Source organism: Ruegeria lacuscaerulensis (assembly GCF_013031245.1).
Lineage (GTDB): Bacteria > Pseudomonadota > Alphaproteobacteria > Rhodobacterales > Rhodobacteraceae > Ruegeria > Ruegeria lacuscaerulensis_C.
The window spans coordinates 1-16,626 of the sequence record NZ_WPZL01000036.1 but is presented as its reverse complement, the minus strand read 5'-3'; the positions used below and the strand labels follow the sequence as shown (position 1 = coordinate 16,626).

The following is a 16,626-nucleotide window of genomic DNA, read 5'->3' as shown; positions in this document are numbered from 1 at the left end:
AATGTTTGCAAATGCGAACTCATCTGCTCTGGGGTGTAGCAAATGATCAGACCGGCACCCCTGACGCATAGGAGGAGGCCGACATGCCGCAGGAGCCGTCGACGGATATGAGCGCGTATCTACAGGTTAATGAAAACCTAAAGGAGCTGTTTCCGCAGCTTCCGCGTGCGTTGAAAGTGGCGGCGACATACATGCTTGAGCACCCGGGGGACATCGCGACGCTTTCGATGCGGCAGGTGGCCGCAAATGCAGGTGTTTCGCTGCCAAACTTTGCCCGACTGGCAAAGGCGCTTGGGTATGAAAAGTACAGTGAATTGCGCGAAGTGTACCGCAAGCAGGTGCAGCAGAATGACATCAGCGAATACCATTTGCGGGCCGAGAACCTGCAAAAATCGGGCGGAGATCAGGCAGCGCGTGAAGTGTGGGAGGCTTTCAAGTCATCGACCATCGACAACCTGACCGCAATCTTCGATTCTATCGATCCTGATTATTTCGCCAGCGTCGCGAAAGTTCTGAACGACAGCCGGCAGATCTACGTGGTCGGGATGCAGGCATCGGCCAGTTTTTCAAGCTACGCGCATTACATCGGCGGAATGGCCAGCGGAAAGTTCCGGTTGGTGCGAGGCGAAGGCGGTGTTTTTGCAGACCCAATCGCCGACATTGGTACAGGGGATGCAGTGATCGCGATCAGCCAGCAGCCCTGCGCCCGGGCCGCAATAGAACTGGCCATGATCGCTCGCGAGCGCGGTGCAAAGGTTGTGGCGATCACCGACAGCCCGGCATCACCGATGGCACTGGAGGCTGATTATGTCTTGCTAGGGCCAAACCGCAGCCCGCTGTTTTTTGAATCCTATCTGGGAACCACCGCACTGATCGAAGCACTCGTCGGTTTCTTCACGATAGGGCAATCCAGCCGCACAGTTGAACGGATCGAACGTATCGAAGCTGACCGACTGCGCATGAACGAATATTGGAAGAACAAGAAAGTCTGATCCATGACCGCCAATGAAACGCTTACTCTGCTTGCCTGCCAGATCGAGATTCCGCCGATGACCACAACGGCAGAGCGGGATGCGCATCTTAGCGTTTCGGCGGCCAAGGTGCGGGGGCAACTTGATCAGGCGGAAAACAAGGTTGATCTGGTGGTTCTGCCAGAACTTTCCAGCATCGACTATTCGCGTGAGACCTTCTCCCGACTGGATGAAATCGCCGAGCCGCTGCAAGGCGCATCATTCGAAGTGTGGCGCGAAGTGGCGAAAGAGAAGGGGGTGTTTATCTCTTACGGCTTTGCCCGGGCCGCAGAAGGTGGCCCCTACATCAGTGTTGGTGTCGTCGGTCCGGATGGCGAGATGCGTGGACATTACGACAAATTGCATCTGGCCCAATATGGCGCATCGATGGAGAAGGAATACTTCAACCGTGGCAAACACCTGTTTACCTTCGAGGTTAATGGTTTCCGATTATCACCAATCATTTGCTACGACATTCGAATTCCGGAACTGGCGCGCGCGCTGGTGGTTGATCATGGTGTGGATGTCATCCTGCATTGCGGGGCGTATTTTCGGGATGAATCATTCCATACGTGGCACCCTTTTGCGGTGGCACGGGCGCTGGAAAACCAGGTCTATTTTCTGTCGCTGAACCGGGCCGGAACCAACTATGGAAATTCGCTTTTCTGTTTGCCGTGGCAGGACGAAAACACGCCGCCTGTGAATTTTGCTGAAACTGCGGAGGATTTTCGGGAGATATCGCTCGATCGGGCTACCCTGCAAAAAGCTCGGAAGGACTACACCTTTCTAAAAGACAGATTGGAAGACTACCGGATAGAGGTCTTAACGGCCTGAACAGCATGTTCAGGCAGGGCATTGGGGCAGTCCTTATGCGCGGTGTAAGGACTGAAACCAGTCAATCATACCGGTACGGCGTTACAGGCGGATTCGCGGCTGGCGCGGTGCTTTCCAATATGCACCGGTATCTTCCCGGGTGGCTTCGTAGTCGGCGAACCGCTTTTGTGCGGCATCGCCACCCGAAGAAACCAAATGACCGATCAGACATTCCAGCACCGCCATAGCTCCACAGTAACAACCGAAATAGTGTTGCGACTGCGTTGCCACCGGAAAGATGATGTCGGGCTCAACTCGCGGCGCTATTACTTCGCTGTCTGAAATCAGGATCAGCCGGGTACCACGTTCCCTGGCGTAGCGTACAGACTGAATGGTTTCTGCGGAATAAGGTGAAAACGTAATTCCGATCAGGCAGTCGTTTTCATCTGCTGTTATCAGCTCGTCGACCGCCGAACCCATATGGCGTGGGATGAGTTGCAGGCCGGGCAATGCCATCCTGCCGACATAGTGAAAATAATAGGCCAAGGCATAGCTCGCACGCGTGGCGGTCACGTAGCATGTCCGCGCCTGCGTCATGTATTCAATTGCTGTATTTAGCTTGTCCTGAGTCATGAGCCTTAGTGATCGGGAAACGATGTTCAACTCGTTGCGCGCGATCAAAGCCTGCCTGTGAGCCATATCGTCGCCATCTTCCAAACGTTCCAGCCAGTCTTCGCCCAACCGGTCTTCCCTGTCAGTCATCAGCGCCTGGCGGAACGGTTCGCGAAAGGGCTCGAACCCATCAAAGCCCATTCTTTGTGCCAGACGAACAAGTGAGTTCGAGCTGACGCCAATCTTTTCGGCGGATACCCTGATCGGGTCCATGCCGAATTCCCCAGGGTTATCAATTATGTACTTAGCGATGGATTTAAGCCGGGGCGACAATTCGTCGATTTCCGATTTCAGCTGAGCAATCAGGCGGGTTTTTCGATTCTGATCCATAACGAATAAGAACATATGTTCTTAAAATTTGAAATTGAAAACGAGGTTGCTCAAGTCACATTTGATCGCAACTCAAAACCCCCGAGAAAGGTTCGGCCATGCCTCTTCCTTCCCACTCTTCTGTTGTCGTCATCGGCGGCGGCATCATGGGGTGTTCGACCCTGTATCATCTGGCCCAGATGGGCGTGAGCGACGCAATATTGCTCGAGCGGAATAAGCTCACCTCTGGCACGACATGGCACTCCGCAGCACAGGTTCGCGCCCTGCGCCACTCGCAGAATCTGACACGGATGATCCAGTATTCGGTCGACTTGTACTCGAGGCTGGAACAGGAAACCGGGCAGTCCGTCGGGTGGATTCAGAAGGGCAGCCTCTCTATCGCTGCCAACAAGGACCGGCTGACCCACATCAAGCGGCAAGAGGCGCTCGCCCATGCCTATGGGGTGAGTGCAACTTCGATCAGCGCCGAAGAAGCCAAAGAACGTTGGCCGATGATGAACGCGGATGATGTCATTGGCGCAGTTTGGTCGCCCGAAGATGGGCGGGTCAGCCCGTCCGGTGTCTGTGCTGCATTGATCAAGGCAGCAAAAGGGCTGGGCGCAAAACTGTTCGAGGACACCGGCGTCACAGGCATTCTGACAGAGAATGGCAGGGTCAGAGGTGTAGAAACCACGCAAGGTACAGTCATGTGCGACGCCATCGCGTTGTGTGCGGGGCTCTGGTCACGTGAAGTTGGCGCAATGGCCGGCGCCGAGGTGCCCGCGTTGGCGTGTGAACATTTTTACCTGCTAACCAAACCGATTGACGGGATCGTGGGCAACACGCCGACACTGTCGGATCACGATAACCACCTTTATATCCGCGATGATTCCGGTGGGTTGCTGGTCGGGTGTTTTGAGCCGACGGGTAAACCCATCGCCCCCGGTGTTCTGGATGAACACTTCGAGTTCGGCCTGCTGCCTGAGGACTGGGACCATTTTGAGCCAATGATGATGAATGCCTTGCACCGTCTGCCGGCGCTGGAAACGGCCGAGGTCAAGATGCTGCTGAACGGACCCGAGAGCTTTACGCCGGACGGCATGTTCATGCTGGGTGAAACCGCAGAAACACGTGGTCTGTTCTTGGGCTGCGGCATGAACTCTGTCGGGATCGCGTCGGGCGGCGGCGCCGGTATGAATCTGGCCCACTGCATCCTGCACGGTCACACGGCCTATGATCTCGGTGAGGCGGATGCCAAACGGTTTGCCCCGATCTACAACTCAGTCGAGCATCTGATGGCCCGCGCGCCCGAGATCCTCGGCACCCATTACGACATCGCTTTTCCGGGCAAACAACTCTCAACTGCCCGGAACTTGCGCAGCTTGCCGCTGGATCGGGAATATCGGGCGGCGGGCGCACATTTCGGGCAAGTCTATGGCTGGGAACGCCCATTGTATTTCGGCAAGACTTCAGAGCCGCGCATGACCTTCGAAAAACCCGATTGGTTCGAAATTGTTCGGGCCGAGGTGATGGCCGCGCACGAAAAGGCGGCGATCTTCGATGCCTCCCCGTTTGGCAAGATCGAAGTTCAGGGGTCGGGTGCCGAAGCGTTCCTGCAGCACACCTGCGCCGCGAACATGGCCAAGGCTCCGGGGAGCGCCATCTATACTGCCGTTTTGAATGAGCGTGGCACTTATGAATCCGACATTACCGCACATCGGATTACAAAAGACCACTATCGCCTGTTCGTCGGCACCAATGTGATCAAACGCGATCTGGCATGGTTCACGCGCCATTCTGAGGGCTTTGACGTGGCACTGACAGATTCGACCGAAGATTATGCGGTGTTGGGATTGATGGGCCCCGAGGCTGCAAGAATTGTCACTGAATGTGGCGCCCCGGAACTGAAGGATCTCGGTTACTTCAAAGTCGGTCCAGCCTATGTTGCTGGATGCCATGTCCGGGCGGTGCGTATGTCCTATGTTGGTGAAGCCGGGTGGGAGATGACCATGAGGGCACAGGATGCCAGCACAGTCTACTCGGCACTAACCAAAGCCGGGGCCGTTCCGGCCGGGATGTTTGCCCAAACTTCAATGCGGGTCGAAAAGGGCTTTGCGGCGATGGGGCATGAACTGGACAGTGACGTGACTCCGATCAAAGCTGGGCTGGATATGCTGGTCTCGAAGAAGAAATCATTCATCGGTTCAAAAGCTCTTGCAGAGCGGCGAGATAATTCAAAGCGCTGTCTTGTCACTGTAGTCATCAATGATGAAACCGCTGTTCCGGTAGGGCACGAACCGGTTTACGCAGATGACAGAATTGTGGGCCACACGACAACTGCCTGTTTTGGCTACCGTACCGGCAAACCTCTGGCGCTGGCGTATGTGCAATTGGACAACGCGGAAGGAAAAGAGGTCGAAATAGACATCGCTGGCAAGCACTATGCCGCACGACTTCAATACAGCTGTGCATTTGACCCAACCGGAACGCGAATGAGAAATTAGTGGCTTTGTTGCTAAGCTATGAGCCGTTCGGGAGACTTCTTCTGATCTTCGGGATAAAGCGACCAGTTTGGATGAGGACCGTTGTCTTGCGTATCCAAGCTGGACCTCTTACAAGTCGCAGCTATTGACATATGGGAAGATGGTATACCATATGATAGCAGCTAAGGCCGTCCTTAGATGCTGTCCGAAACTCACGCGCAACCGGAGTATGAATTTGCTGAACCTTGCTCGTCCCGACCTTTTGATTTCCGACGCATATGTCGGCGGAAATTGGTATCCGGCGCAATCTCGATTTGCCGTCACCAATCCTGCCAATGGCGCTCATCTCGCCGATGTGGCGGATTGTTCGATCGAAGATGCACGGGCAGCGATTTTGGTGGCGGAAAAAGCTCAAAAGGGCTGGTCCGGGCAAACCGGAAAGGAACGCGCGGCGATCCTGCGGCGCTGGTTCGACCTCATGATCGCCCATGCAGATGACCTCGCCGCCATCCTTACGGCTGAAATGGGTAAACCTCTGGCCGAGGCAAAAGGCGAGATCCTGTATGGCGCAAGTTTTATCGAGTGGTTCGCTGAAGAAGCCAAGCGCGTTTACGGTGACACCATTCCGGGCCATCAACACGACAAGCGCATTGTCGTCATGAAACAACCCGTCGGCGTCGTCGGCGCGATCACTCCCTGGAATTTTCCCAACGCCATGATCGCCCGCAAAGTGGCACCCGCTCTTGCCGCAGGATGTGCAATGGTCGTGCGACCAGCTGCGGAGACCCCTCTTTCCGCCCTTGCCATGACAAAACTGGCAGAGGAAGCAGGTGTTCCAGCCGGTGTTCTTTCGGTTATCCCGTCAACCGATAGCGCTGGAATCGGTGTCGAGTTCTGCGAGAACCCGATCATGCGAAAGATCAGCTTCACCGGCTCGACCCGCGTGGGCAAGATCCTGATGAGGCAAGGTGCCGAGCAGATCAAGAAGCTCTCGCTGGAACTTGGCGGCAATGCGCCCTTCATCGTTTTTGATGATGCCGATGTTGACGCCGCGGTCGAAGGCGCGATGATCTCGAAGTTCCGCAACGCTGGTCAGACCTGTGTTTGTACCAATCGCATTTACGTACAGGACGGTGTCTACGACGAATTCGTCCGCAAGCTGTCCAAATCGGTGGCGGCGCTGCCTGTGGGGTATGGCTTTGCGCAAGGCACCGCCATAGGTCCGCTGATCAACGACGCGGCTGTCACGAAGATGCAGGAGCATATTGCGGACGCCGTTGCCAAGGGTGGCCGTATTGATGTTGGGGGTGACAGTCATGAACTGGGAGGCACATTCTTTCAACCCACTGTGGTATCCGGCGTGACTCCAAGCATGGCTGTCGCGAAAGAAGAAACCTTTGGGCCGCTTGCTGCGGTTTTTCGGTTTTCCCAGGAAGACGAGGCCATTCAAGCCGCAAACGACACTGAATTTGGCCTGGCTTCCTATTTTTACAGCCGCGATCTAAGCCGTGTCTGGCGGGTCATGGAAGGGTTGGAATACGGGATGGTCGGCGTTAACACCGGCCTGATTTCAACCGAGGTTGCGCCGTTTGGCGGAATCAAGGAGTCGGGCCATGGGCGCGAAGGCTCCAAATACGGGATCGAAGACTATCTCGAAATCAAGTATTGCTGCCTGTCCGTTTGACATCGCATGAGTTCAGACAGGGTTACCCCTAAGCCCTCTGCATAATAGCTGTCATTGTATTGTGTGGTTCTATGGGGTGATGTTCCTGTTTGGCTTTGGGGCCGCGATTGCAAAATGCGTTCTTGGCGACACCTGGAGAACCGCCCATGCCGGGTCTGGCGCCGGAATCCTATGTTCCGACCTGGACCCGCGCGAGCCGGGCTTTTCTGTCGCTGGTATGAACCCGAACTGATCAAAGCCCCTCGACCAACGTCACATGAGCGTTACAAGCCCCGTCGCGGTTCGCCTTGGCGTTTTGATATTCTTTTGATGAATAGCAGGCGCGGGCCTTTTCAAGACTATCGAATTCGATAACGACATGCCTTTCGTAACGTGTGCCTTCGCAGCAATCTGACTCGCCGCCTCGGGCGAGAAACCGCGCCCCAAACTTCTCAAATGCCGCCGGCGCGAGACGTTGGTACCCCGTATAGGCTTCGGGATCTTTGACGGTTACATGAGCAATCCAATAGGCTTTTGGCATCGTTTCAGATCTTTTCTTCCGCATCGACAAGAATTTTGTCGGCTACCTTTGCGGCGTCTGTAATATGCTTTTGGACTGCATTCCTTGCCGCTTTGGCATCTCCGGCAACGATGGCTTTGCAAATGCTGCTCATATGGTCGATACCGAGCATTTCCCGATTTTGCTCCGAAAATGTCATGGCACGTAACCGACTGATGCGCCCCGTCAAACGTTGAAAAACCTCCCAGGCTATGTCACGTCGGGCACCCTCGAATATCGTCTGATAAAATTCATCCGTCGCTCTCAGCAAAGCCGCGGGTTCATTGTTTGACGAGGCTTGTATCAGGCTGTCCAAAGCCGATTCCAACTTGTCGGACAACTCTTTGGTCACGTTTTGCGCGCAGCTTTCTGCTGCCGCTGTCTCCAGCATCATCCGGATTTCGTATATCTGGCGCGCGTCGTCGCGATTGAGCCAGGCCACGATTGGCCCTTTGTTCGGTATGACCTCAACAAGCCCTTCCGCTTCGAGAAATCTGATGGTTTCCCTGACCACGGTTCTGCTGACTCCCAATTGCTCACAAAGGGGTCTTTCAACGAGCCGCTGGCCCGGTTCAAATCGCCCTTCGACAATCGCATCCCGCATTTGCCTTTGGACAATGTCGCGAAGTGTGGCTGGGGCCTGCTCGATTCTTTTCAATACAGTTTTTGTCATGACGGCAAGCTACCAATTGCAACAGGACGGCGCAATTGTTTCTTGACATAGAGGATGATGGTATACCATCGTACGAGACAGTCGAATCAACACCTTTAACAGGAGTCACCTGCATGCCTGCCGAGATCCGCAAAACACTGCTGCATGTCGAAGAAACGCTGATTGAAGGCGGCAAGTCAGCTGAACAACCGCTGAAGATGATTGCTGCGATTGCGGTCATTAAGAACCCATGGGCAGGGCAGGGGTTTGTTGAAGATCTGCGCCCCGCGATTCATGATTGTGCGCCTGGCTTGGGCGAGTTGCTGACCAGGATGGTTCTGGATGCAGCCGGTGGCGGCGACAAAGTTGAAGGATATGGTAAATCCGCAATCGTCGGTGTGAATGGTGAGGTGGAGCACGCGTCTGCCCTGATCCACACCCTGCGTTTCGGCAACCACTACCGCGAAGCCGTGGGGGCGAAATCCTACCTGGCATTCACGAACACACGCGGTCCGGCCAATGCTCCGCTTCAGATTCCCCTTATGGACAAGAATGACGGCGGCAAGCGCAGTCACTACCTGACCATCCAGTTGCAAGTGGCAGATGCTCCCGGCCCGGATGAGATCGTGATCGCCCTGGGTGCATCCATCGGCGGACGTCCGCATCATCGGATCGGTGACCGTTATCAGGATCTCAAGGAGCTGGGCCATGACGTTGACAACCCTGCAGCTGTCTAAACCCTTTGGACGCGTAGCCTATCAGGAGGCGGGCCGGGGTGCCCCTCTCGTGCTGATCCACGGGGTTGGCATGCAGTCCGCTGCCTGGGCACCGCAGATTGACGCCTTGTCCGCCGACTACCGGGTCATTGCATTGGATATGCCCGGTCATGGCGACAGCGACCCACTGCCAGGCAACCCGGAATTGTCTGACTATGTTGCATGGTTGGACGAAATCGTGAAGGCACTCGATCTGGGAGCGGTATACTTGGCCGGTCACTCGATGGGGGCGCTGATCTCCGGTGGCTACGCGGTCTCGTATCCGGAAAAGGTCGCGCGTGTAGCGCTGCTGAACGGAGTTTTCCGCCGCACAGCTGAAGCGCGCGCCGCTGTACAGGTGCGCGCGGAAGAGATCCGGAGTGGCAGCTTCGATCTGGAAACACCGCTCAAGCGATGGTTCGGGGACAGCCCCGCCGAGCGGTCTGCCTGTGAGCAGGTGGCGGAATGGCTCTCTGCGGTTAATCATAAAGGTTATGCGGACGCCTATAGTGCTTTTGCGGGGGGAGATGAAGAATACGCTGATGGTTTTGCCGACATTCGCTGTCCGCTGCTGGCGCTGACAGGGGCAGATGACCCGAATTCCACCCCTGCCATGGCGAACTCCATGGCCGAGGCGGCACCTCAGGGCCGCGCCGTCGTGATCGACGGTCAGCGCCACATGGTCAATTTGACAGCGCCTGAACAGGTCAACGCCATTCTGCTCGACTGGCTCCAAACCCCTTGGGAGGAAAGGGAAACGGCATGACGAATTTTGATCCGCGCGCATTGCGAAACGCGTTTGGCACCTTCATGACGGGTGTCACGGTTGTCACGACGCATGACGAAGAGGGCAACCCTCTCGGTTTTACGGCCAACTCCTTTAGCTCGGTTTCTCTGGATCCCGCACTTGTGCTGGTATGTCTGGCCAACAGCTCTCGCAACTACGACGCCTTTGTCAAAGCAAAGGGGTTTGCGATCAACATTCTGTCGGAAGCGCAAAAAGAAGTCTCCAACACCTTTGCCCGGCCGGTAGAGGACCGTTTCGCTGCCGTTGACTGGCGGTGCGGTCCGTTCGGTTCGCCTCTTTTCGATGGCGTATCGGCATGGTTCGATTGCTCGGCGTACAAAACTGTTGAGGCCGGTGATCACCTGATCCTGATTGGCAAGGTTGAAGCTTTCGACACCTCCACCGCCCCTGGGCTGGGTTATGCGCGAGGCGCCTATGTAACCCCGGCGGCTGAGGCGGAAGCTCTGAGCCAGAGCACGAACCTCATCGTTTCGGCACTGATCGAACGTGAGGGCAAGGTCCTGTTGATCGGAAATGAGCAGGGACAATTGACCCTGCCGGAAACAAGAACCGGAAAAGATGGCGCCTCCGCGGCTCTGAACCGGCTGATCGCCCAAAGTGGCATCAGTGCCGAGCCGGGGTTCATCTATTCCGTGTATGAAGATGAAGCGCGCGAACACCAGCACATCTCGTTTCTGTGCCAGGCCGCCGAGGGGGAACCCTCGCGCGGGGCTTTCACTGAATTGACGGAAACCACACTGATGGACATTGCCGATCCGGCGATGTGCACCATGTTGGAACGGTTTGCACAGGAAAGCCGCATGGGAAATTTCGGGGTGTATTTTGGCAATCAGGTCAGCGGCAAGGTCCGTCCGATCTCTTCTGGAAGCGAGTAACGCAATGAAGTTTTCTCTTTTTGCACATATGGAGCGGATCGATCCGCAGGAAGATCAGAAGCAATTGTACGAAGAATTCGTGCAATTGTGCCAAATCGCGGATGACGCAGGATTCCACGCTGTGTGGACCGGCGAGCATCATGGCATGAATTTCACCATCGCGCCGAACCCATTTCTGAACCTGGTCGATCTGGCGAACAAGACCAAGAACGTGCGTTTGGGCACTGGAACGGTTATCGCGCCGTTCTGGCATCCGATCCGTCTGGCGGGCGAAGCGGCTATGACCGACATCATCACCGACGGACGCCTGGAGCTCGGAATCGCACGCGGCGCCTATAGTTTTGAATACGAACGCATGTTGCCTGGACTGGAAGCCTGGGAAGCCGGGCAAAGGATGCGCGAGCAGGTGCCAGCGGTTCAGAAACTCTGGGCTGGTGACTACGAACATGAGGGCGAATACTGGCAGTTCCCCAAAACGACATCTGCGCCGCAGCCCGTCCAAAAGGACGGACCGCCGATCTGGGTTGCCGCCCGCGATCCCAACAGCCATGAATTTGCTGTCTCGAACGGGTGCAACGTTCAGGTTACCCCCCTGTGGAACGGGGACCCCGAGATTGAATCGCTGATGGGCAAGTTCAATGACGCCTGCGCCAAGTTCCCTGACCAGCCGCGCCCGCGCATCATGCTGCTGTTGCATACCTACGTGGCCAGCGATGCCGACGACGCGAAACTGGCCGCTGAGGAGCTGAACCGGTTCTACAACTATTTCGGCGCCTGGTTCATGAACAAGCGCGAGATCACGCAGGGCCTAATCGCGCCCTTGTCGGATGAGGAAATCGCCGCGCACCCGTTCTACACACCCGAAGCGATTCAGCGCGATCTTGCCATTGGCGAACCGGCTGACCTGATCGAAAGGCTGAAGAAATACGAAGCCATGGGATATGACGAATATTCCTTCTGGATTGATAGCTCCATGCCCTTCGAGCGCAAAAAAGCCTCGCTTGAGCGATTCATCTCTGACGTAATGCCCGCCTTCCAGTAAGGGTACGAAAGGACAGGAAATGCAGCAGTTTCAGCAGTATATCGACGGTGTCTTTTCGGATGGCGCAGCGCAATTCGAAAGCATCGATCCGGCGACCGGCCAACCCTGGGCCCTGATGCCCGAGGCGCGGGCCGATGACGTCAACAGTGCCGTCGAGGCTGCGGAACGGGCTTTTCTGAATCCTGAATGGGCAAATATGACGGCAACGCAGCGGGGCAAGCTCCTGCTGCGTCTTGCCGATCTGGTCGCGGAAAATGCACCGCGCCTGGCCGAACTTGAAACCCGTGATACGGGCAAGATCATACGCGAAACCTCAGCGCAAATCGCGTATGTAGCAGAATACTATCGCTACTATGCCGGACTGGCCGACAAGATCGAAGGGGCACATCTGCCCATCGACAAACCGGACATGGATGTCTGGCTGCGCCGTGAGCCGATAGGTGTTGTCGCCGCAGTGGTGCCGTGGAACTCGCAACTGTTCCTTTCAGCGGTAAAGATCGGCCCGGCCCTGGCTGCGGGTTGCACAGTCGTTCTGAAGGCCAGTGAAGAGGGCCCGGCGCCAATGCTGGAGTTTGCCCGCATTTTCGATCTGGCGGGTTTCCCGAAAGGGGTGCTGAACGTCATCACCGGTTTTGGACCGGATTGCGGTTCGGTTCTGACCAGCCACCCCAAGGTGGCACATGTGGCATTTACCGGAGGTCCCGCCACCGCGCGCCATATTGTCCGTAACTCTGCCGAAAACCTGGCCTCGACCTCGTTAGAACTGGGGGGCAAATCGCCCTTCATTGTGTTCGAGGATGCAGATCTGGACAGCGCGGTCAATGCGCAGGTTTCAGGGATTTTTGCGGCCACCGGTCAAAGTTGCGTAGCGGGCTCGCGTTTGGTTATTCAGCGGTCGATCAAGGATGTGTTCCTGGCCCGCCTGAAGGACAAGGCCGAAAACGTCCTGATCGGGGCGCCGCAAGATATGGCAACCGAAGTTGGACCGCTTTGCACGTCGCGCCAGCGAGAAAATGCGCTGGATCTGATTGAGCGCTCGGTTGCACAGGGCGCGCGGCTGATAACGGGGGGCACGGTACCAGAACGTGACGGGTTCTACTTTCCGCCAACCATTCTTGATTGCTCCGAAGTGCCGGACGCGCCTTGCGTGACCAATGAGTTTTTCGGCCCTGTTCTGTCGGTGCTGAGCTTCGACACCGAGGCCGAAGCACTGGCCATCGCAAATGATACGCAATTCGGACTGGCATCGGGACTGTTTACCCGCGATCTGACCCGTGCCCACCGCATGATGCGCGGCATCCGCGCGGGCATCGTCTGGGTCAACACCTATCGTGCCGTCAGCCCCATAGCGCCGTTTGGTGGCTTTGGGTTGTCCGGTCATGGGCGCGAGGGCGGGATCGAAGCCGCGCTGGAATACACCAAAATCAAATCGGTTTGGCTGCGCACCAGCGACGATCCGATCCCCGACCCCTTCGTGATGAGATGACATCACGCACAACTGGGCTGGACAGAATTTCCAGCCCTTTTCGTAATCCTGAATTTCTGATGGGAGGAAACGCATCATGCCTCAGGACTCAATGCCCCGGAACGGAGATCATCTGATCTCTGACAAAGGGCTCTTCAAAGGCCTTCACAACGGGATGAGCATTGCATCAAAAGCGATGGTTGCGGCCTTTGTCGTCTTTACCATCCTCAATGTTGATCTTGCTGGCGAGGTTTATGGCGGTATTCGTTCATGGGTCGAAGGTGCCTTAAGCTGGTATTACATCAGTTCGGTGATCATCATTCTGTTCGTGTGTCTCTTTCTGATGTTCAGCCGCTTCGGTTCGATCCGGCTGGGCGACGATAACGCAAAGCCGGAGTTCAGCAACTTTTCGTGGTTCGCGATGCTGTTTTCAGCTTCGGTATCGATCGGCATCATGTTCTTCGGCGTGGCTGAACCGTTGTTCTATTTCGACAATTCGGCCGGATGGGGATATCCCAATAACCCCTTCGCGGACGCTGCTGGTCATACCGAGATGAACCTCGAGCGCGCCGTTGACGCCGTTCGGGTGACGAATTTCCACTGGGGTCTGCACGGCTGGGCAATCTATACGCTTACCGGCCTGGCGCTGGGGTATTTCGCGTTTCGCAAGAAATTGCCGCTGACTTTCCGCTCTGCGCTGTACCCAGTACTTGGTGAGCGCATCTATGGGCCCGCGGGGCATGCAGTTGACCTGCTTGCCGTTTTCGGCACCGTCTTCGGCATCGCGACATCGATGGGGCTGGGTGTAACGCAGATGGCGCACGGCATGAATGTGCTTTTTGGGGTTGATCCCGGTGTGACGACCCAAGTGGCGCTGGTCATCGTCATCTCTATCATTGCGACCCTGTCGGCGGTTTCCGGCGTCGGAAAAGGCATCAAGATTCTGTCGCAGTGGAACATCGTCCTGACAATTGCGCTGATCCTGTTCTTCCTGTTTGCGGGGCCGACGCAATGGTTGGTCGGCTTTTTCCTGAACGCCACAGGCGACTATGTCACGCAATTCCTCTCAATGGGCTTCTGGACCGCTTCCGCTCCGGGTGACGTGGCATGGCAAGGCGGCTGGACCATCTTCTATTGGGGTTGGTGGCTAAGCTGGGCACCGTTTGTCGGCATGTTCATCGCCCGTATCTCCAAGGGCCGCACCATCCGCGAGTTCATGTTCGGTGCCATGCTGGTTCCCACCACAATGGCTTTCATCTGGATTTCGATCTTTGGCGGCAACGCGCTGTTCCTGGAATTGAACGCGGAAGGTGGAGTCGGTACCGCTGGTCTGATCGACATGGTCAACAACTGGAACCTGGGTGGCACCTTGTTCGGAACCATCGAACGTCTTTCCGACGGTGCTACAATGGCCTGGATCGTTTCGGCTTTGACAACTTTCCTGCTGGCGACCTGGTTTATCACCAGCTCGGATTCCGGCACGTTGGTTGTGACCACGATCTTGTCTATGGGTAATCCCCACCCGCCAAAACGGCAACGCATCGTTTGGGGTGCCGCGCAGGGTCTGGTCGCTGCCGTGCTGTTGATGGCAGGAGGCCTGTCGGCTTTGCAAACGGCGGCTATCGCCGCAGCGCTGCCAATTTCGGTGCTGGTCGTGCTAATGGCGTGGGGAGTGTTCAAGTCGCTTATGCAGGACCCGGCGGCCGTTTCCGAACCCAAGAAGCAGACGGCTCCGGATGGAACCGTCATTGATGGTGACCTGCACGCCTAAAGTGACGCAATAGAACCTGCGGCCGGAAATTTCTGGCCGTAGGCCGAGCCTGGCCAACCTAGGTTCTTTATGTGAATTGGCATGGCCGCTCATGTGGTCAAAGTCAAAACTGAATGAATTAAATGCCAAAGGCATAATGCTTTCTTTCAGTTTTCAAGCGACCCGATCGGTCTTGGCCGAGGTTGGCGCGACAGCGAAAATTGGCGAAATCCTGACGGCTCGTGGTTGCCAGAGAATGGCATTCGTTACTGATAAAATGACCCGGAACACTGTCGATCAAGCCCGTGCAGAAAATGTGGACTACGTGGCGTCAGTCGGTGGTGGCTCCGCGCACGATATGGCACAGCTGGTCGTTACGCTTCGCAAAGTGCCTTGGCAATCCGTCTGACGTTGAGAACAAGAGCTAAGTTTCGGATCATGCCGGCGTCCTCAATACCATAGTGCCTATCTAATCACGGCACACATAGATTGGGCTGGACCAAGCTTGATATCCATCCTCGGTGTAGACCGCGATCCAGATCTGGTTGTCTCCATGCTGATGCAGGTCGACTTCCATTTCATGGCTGATCCGCCGTGCAAGGGATGCATCCAGCAGGCGGAACATTTTGATCTGGCGCTCCTGTCCGCCGGCGTCCAGACGTTGATCCTCGAGCTGAATTTCCGCAAACGGCATGACAATATCACCATGATTGGTGGTGATCTTCAGATCACCTGCATAACCGTCGGTCTGGATGTCGAATCCCATGTAGTTTCCAGTGGTGATGGTTCTCCAGATCACCTGATCGGAATTTCGTTGCTGCAAAAGTGAATCCGGGTTCCATTTGTTAATCGTGACAAACCGGGTGATGGATGCCTCTGACAGGGTGGCCAGACCGTTCCAGGTTGTGTTGCGTCCCCGCCCCCGGTATTCCGCCCCGCTCCAGAGCACCCGGATACGGTTGCCGAGGTCAGGTTCCGCGTAAGGGCGCAGGGTTTTAAACACCTGCTTGCCATTGCGCACTTCGATCCGTTCGATACCTTTCGGTGCGCGTACATCCAGCGAAAGGCGCGCCGTGTCTGAAGGGGTTGTTACGATGTCACCCATCATCACTTCGCGCACGGTGTGCCGCCGGGTGTCGGGGCGGCCGGCAGGATTGCGTTCAAAGAGGACGCTGTCCTGATCGAAGCACAGATTCACATCCATCGCCTAACGGCACCCAGTAGTGGCATAGTGGTGGCGGCGGCGTTGCGCTTCCATAATCCCGTCACGAGTGTTTTCCGCCGTGATGAAGCACGTCAGGCCACCGTAAGCCCCAAATAGGCTATCGCCGGGGTAGCTTGCCCCTGGGCGGCCTTTGTGCCCATCCGAATTCGCCACGACACCGACACGACGGCCCAGTTCGAACCCGTCCGTCAAAATCCATTCGAATGTGCCCCAGGCTGAGTGTATTTCAACGGCGGTTTCAATATTGGGGTCGTGATCATAGTGGATATTGGCATAGCGTCCTCCCACGTGGGCATAGACCACGACATCCTCACTGGTCTCCCGGAAGGCTTGAAACAGGTCGGTCAGCGTGTTGGCATCTGTGCCGTAATCCTTGGTACCTTCCAACAGCACATGGCTGCAGCGACGGATCGGACGGCCTTCGGTACGGAAAAAGACGTTGTGATCGCCCCCGATAGCCGTGTTGCCCGACCATTCATAGCCTGGCAAAGGTTCTGTCGCAAAATTCGCCCCTACCTGTCAGATCTAAGGCGGTTCTGGTAACG

The 16,626-nt window shown here is 56.2% G+C and carries 16 protein-coding genes; 11 read left to right on the top strand and 5 right to left on the bottom strand.

What is annotated here, in order from left to right; genetic code table 11:
• The first annotated feature begins 83 nt into the window (after nt 1–83).
• Entirely contained in the window at nt 84–992 is a 909-nt protein-coding gene (locus GOX66_RS22425) for a MurR/RpiR family transcriptional regulator (RefSeq protein ID WP_170765648.1), read from the top strand.
• Nucleotides 993–995: 3 nt separating this feature from the next.
• Nucleotides 996–1,844 (top strand): carbon-nitrogen hydrolase family protein, encoded by an 849-nt coding sequence (locus tag GOX66_RS22420; RefSeq protein WP_170765647.1) that lies wholly within the window; start codon nt 996–998, stop codon nt 1,842–1,844.
• Nucleotides 1,845–1,925: 81 nt separating this feature from the next.
• Here GOX66_RS22420 and GOX66_RS22415 read toward each other — a convergent pair whose 3' ends face one another.
• Nucleotides 1,926–2,840 carry a MurR/RpiR family transcriptional regulator gene (locus GOX66_RS22415; RefSeq protein WP_237212732.1) on the bottom strand — a complete coding sequence of 305 codons (915 nt, stop codon included), beginning with the start codon at nt 2,838–2,840 and terminating at the stop codon, nt 1,926–1,928.
• A gap of 83 nt (nt 2,841–2,923) precedes the next feature.
• Here GOX66_RS22415 and GOX66_RS22410 point away from each other — a divergent pair, with 83 nt between their 5' ends.
• On the top strand, nt 2,924–5,308 hold the full coding sequence (locus tag GOX66_RS22410) for a GcvT family protein (RefSeq protein ID WP_170765645.1): 2,385 nt from the start codon (nt 2,924–2,926) through the stop codon (nt 5,306–5,308).
• A 208-nt stretch (nt 5,309–5,516) separates the two neighbouring features.
• Nucleotides 5,517–6,971: an NAD-dependent succinate-semialdehyde dehydrogenase gene (locus GOX66_RS22405; protein WP_170765643.1), complete on the top strand. Its 1,455-nt coding sequence runs from the start codon at nt 5,517–5,519 to the stop codon at nt 6,969–6,971.
• A gap of 232 nt (nt 6,972–7,203) precedes the next feature.
• Here the strand turns inward: GOX66_RS22405 and GOX66_RS22400 are convergent, their stop codons facing one another.
• The gene (locus GOX66_RS22400) at nt 7,204–7,491 is read right to left on the bottom strand and encodes a DUF1330 domain-containing protein (protein ID WP_170765641.1); all 288 of its coding nucleotides are present in this window, start codon (nt 7,489–7,491) and stop codon (nt 7,204–7,206) included.
• A gap of 4 nt (nt 7,492–7,495) precedes the next feature.
• On the bottom strand, nt 7,496–8,113 hold the full coding sequence (locus GOX66_RS22395) for a GntR family transcriptional regulator (protein ID WP_336509523.1): 618 nt from the start codon (nt 8,111–8,113) through the stop codon (nt 7,496–7,498).
• Between the two features lie 182 nt (nt 8,114–8,295).
• Between GOX66_RS22395 and GOX66_RS22390 the strand changes: the two genes are divergently transcribed.
• The 7 genes from GOX66_RS22390 (at nt 8,296) to GOX66_RS22360 (ending at nt 15,265) form a co-directional block, all read left to right on the top strand.
• Nucleotides 8,296–8,898: an amino acid synthesis family protein gene (locus GOX66_RS22390; RefSeq protein WP_170765638.1), complete on the top strand. Its 603-nt coding sequence runs from the start codon at nt 8,296–8,298 to the stop codon at nt 8,896–8,898.
• The gene (locus GOX66_RS22385) at nt 8,870–9,682 is read left to right on the top strand and encodes an alpha/beta fold hydrolase (RefSeq protein WP_170765636.1); all 813 of its coding nucleotides are present in this window, start codon (nt 8,870–8,872) and stop codon (nt 9,680–9,682) included. The genes GOX66_RS22390 and GOX66_RS22385 overlap by 29 nt, the downstream gene beginning before the upstream one ends.
• Nucleotides 9,679–10,599, top strand: coding sequence for a flavin reductase (locus GOX66_RS22380; RefSeq protein WP_170765634.1), 921 nt, complete (start codon nt 9,679–9,681; stop codon nt 10,597–10,599). Before GOX66_RS22385 ends, GOX66_RS22380 begins: the two co-directional genes overlap by 4 nt.
• Nucleotides 10,600–10,603: 4 nt before the next feature.
• Complete coding sequence (locus tag GOX66_RS22375) at nt 10,604–11,641, top strand: LLM class flavin-dependent oxidoreductase (RefSeq protein WP_170765632.1); 1,038 nt, start codon at nt 10,604–10,606, stop codon at nt 11,639–11,641.
• Between the two features lie 19 nt (nt 11,642–11,660).
• Nucleotides 11,661–13,127 carry an aldehyde dehydrogenase gene (locus GOX66_RS22370; protein WP_170765630.1) on the top strand — a complete coding sequence of 489 codons (1,467 nt, stop codon included), beginning with the start codon at nt 11,661–11,663 and terminating at the stop codon, nt 13,125–13,127.
• A gap of 76 nt (nt 13,128–13,203) precedes the next feature.
• Nucleotides 13,204–14,877, top strand: coding sequence for a BCCT family transporter (locus tag GOX66_RS22365; protein ID WP_170765629.1), 1,674 nt, complete (start codon nt 13,204–13,206; stop codon nt 14,875–14,877).
• A 91-nt stretch (nt 14,878–14,968) separates the two neighbouring features.
• Complete coding sequence (locus GOX66_RS22360) at nt 14,969–15,265, top strand: hypothetical protein (RefSeq protein ID WP_170765627.1); 297 nt, start codon at nt 14,969–14,971, stop codon at nt 15,263–15,265.
• Nucleotides 15,266–15,325: 60 nt separating this feature from the next.
• Here the strand turns inward: GOX66_RS22360 and GOX66_RS22355 are convergent, their stop codons facing one another.
• Nucleotides 15,326–16,054 (bottom strand): hypothetical protein, encoded by a 729-nt coding sequence (locus GOX66_RS22355; protein ID WP_170765625.1) that lies wholly within the window; start codon nt 16,052–16,054, stop codon nt 15,326–15,328.
• Nucleotides 16,055–16,063: 9 nt separating this feature from the next.
• Nucleotides 16,064–16,570 (bottom strand): hypothetical protein, encoded by a 507-nt coding sequence (locus GOX66_RS22350; RefSeq protein WP_170765623.1) that lies wholly within the window; start codon nt 16,568–16,570, stop codon nt 16,064–16,066.
• Between the last annotated feature and the right edge of the window lie 56 nt (nt 16,571–16,626).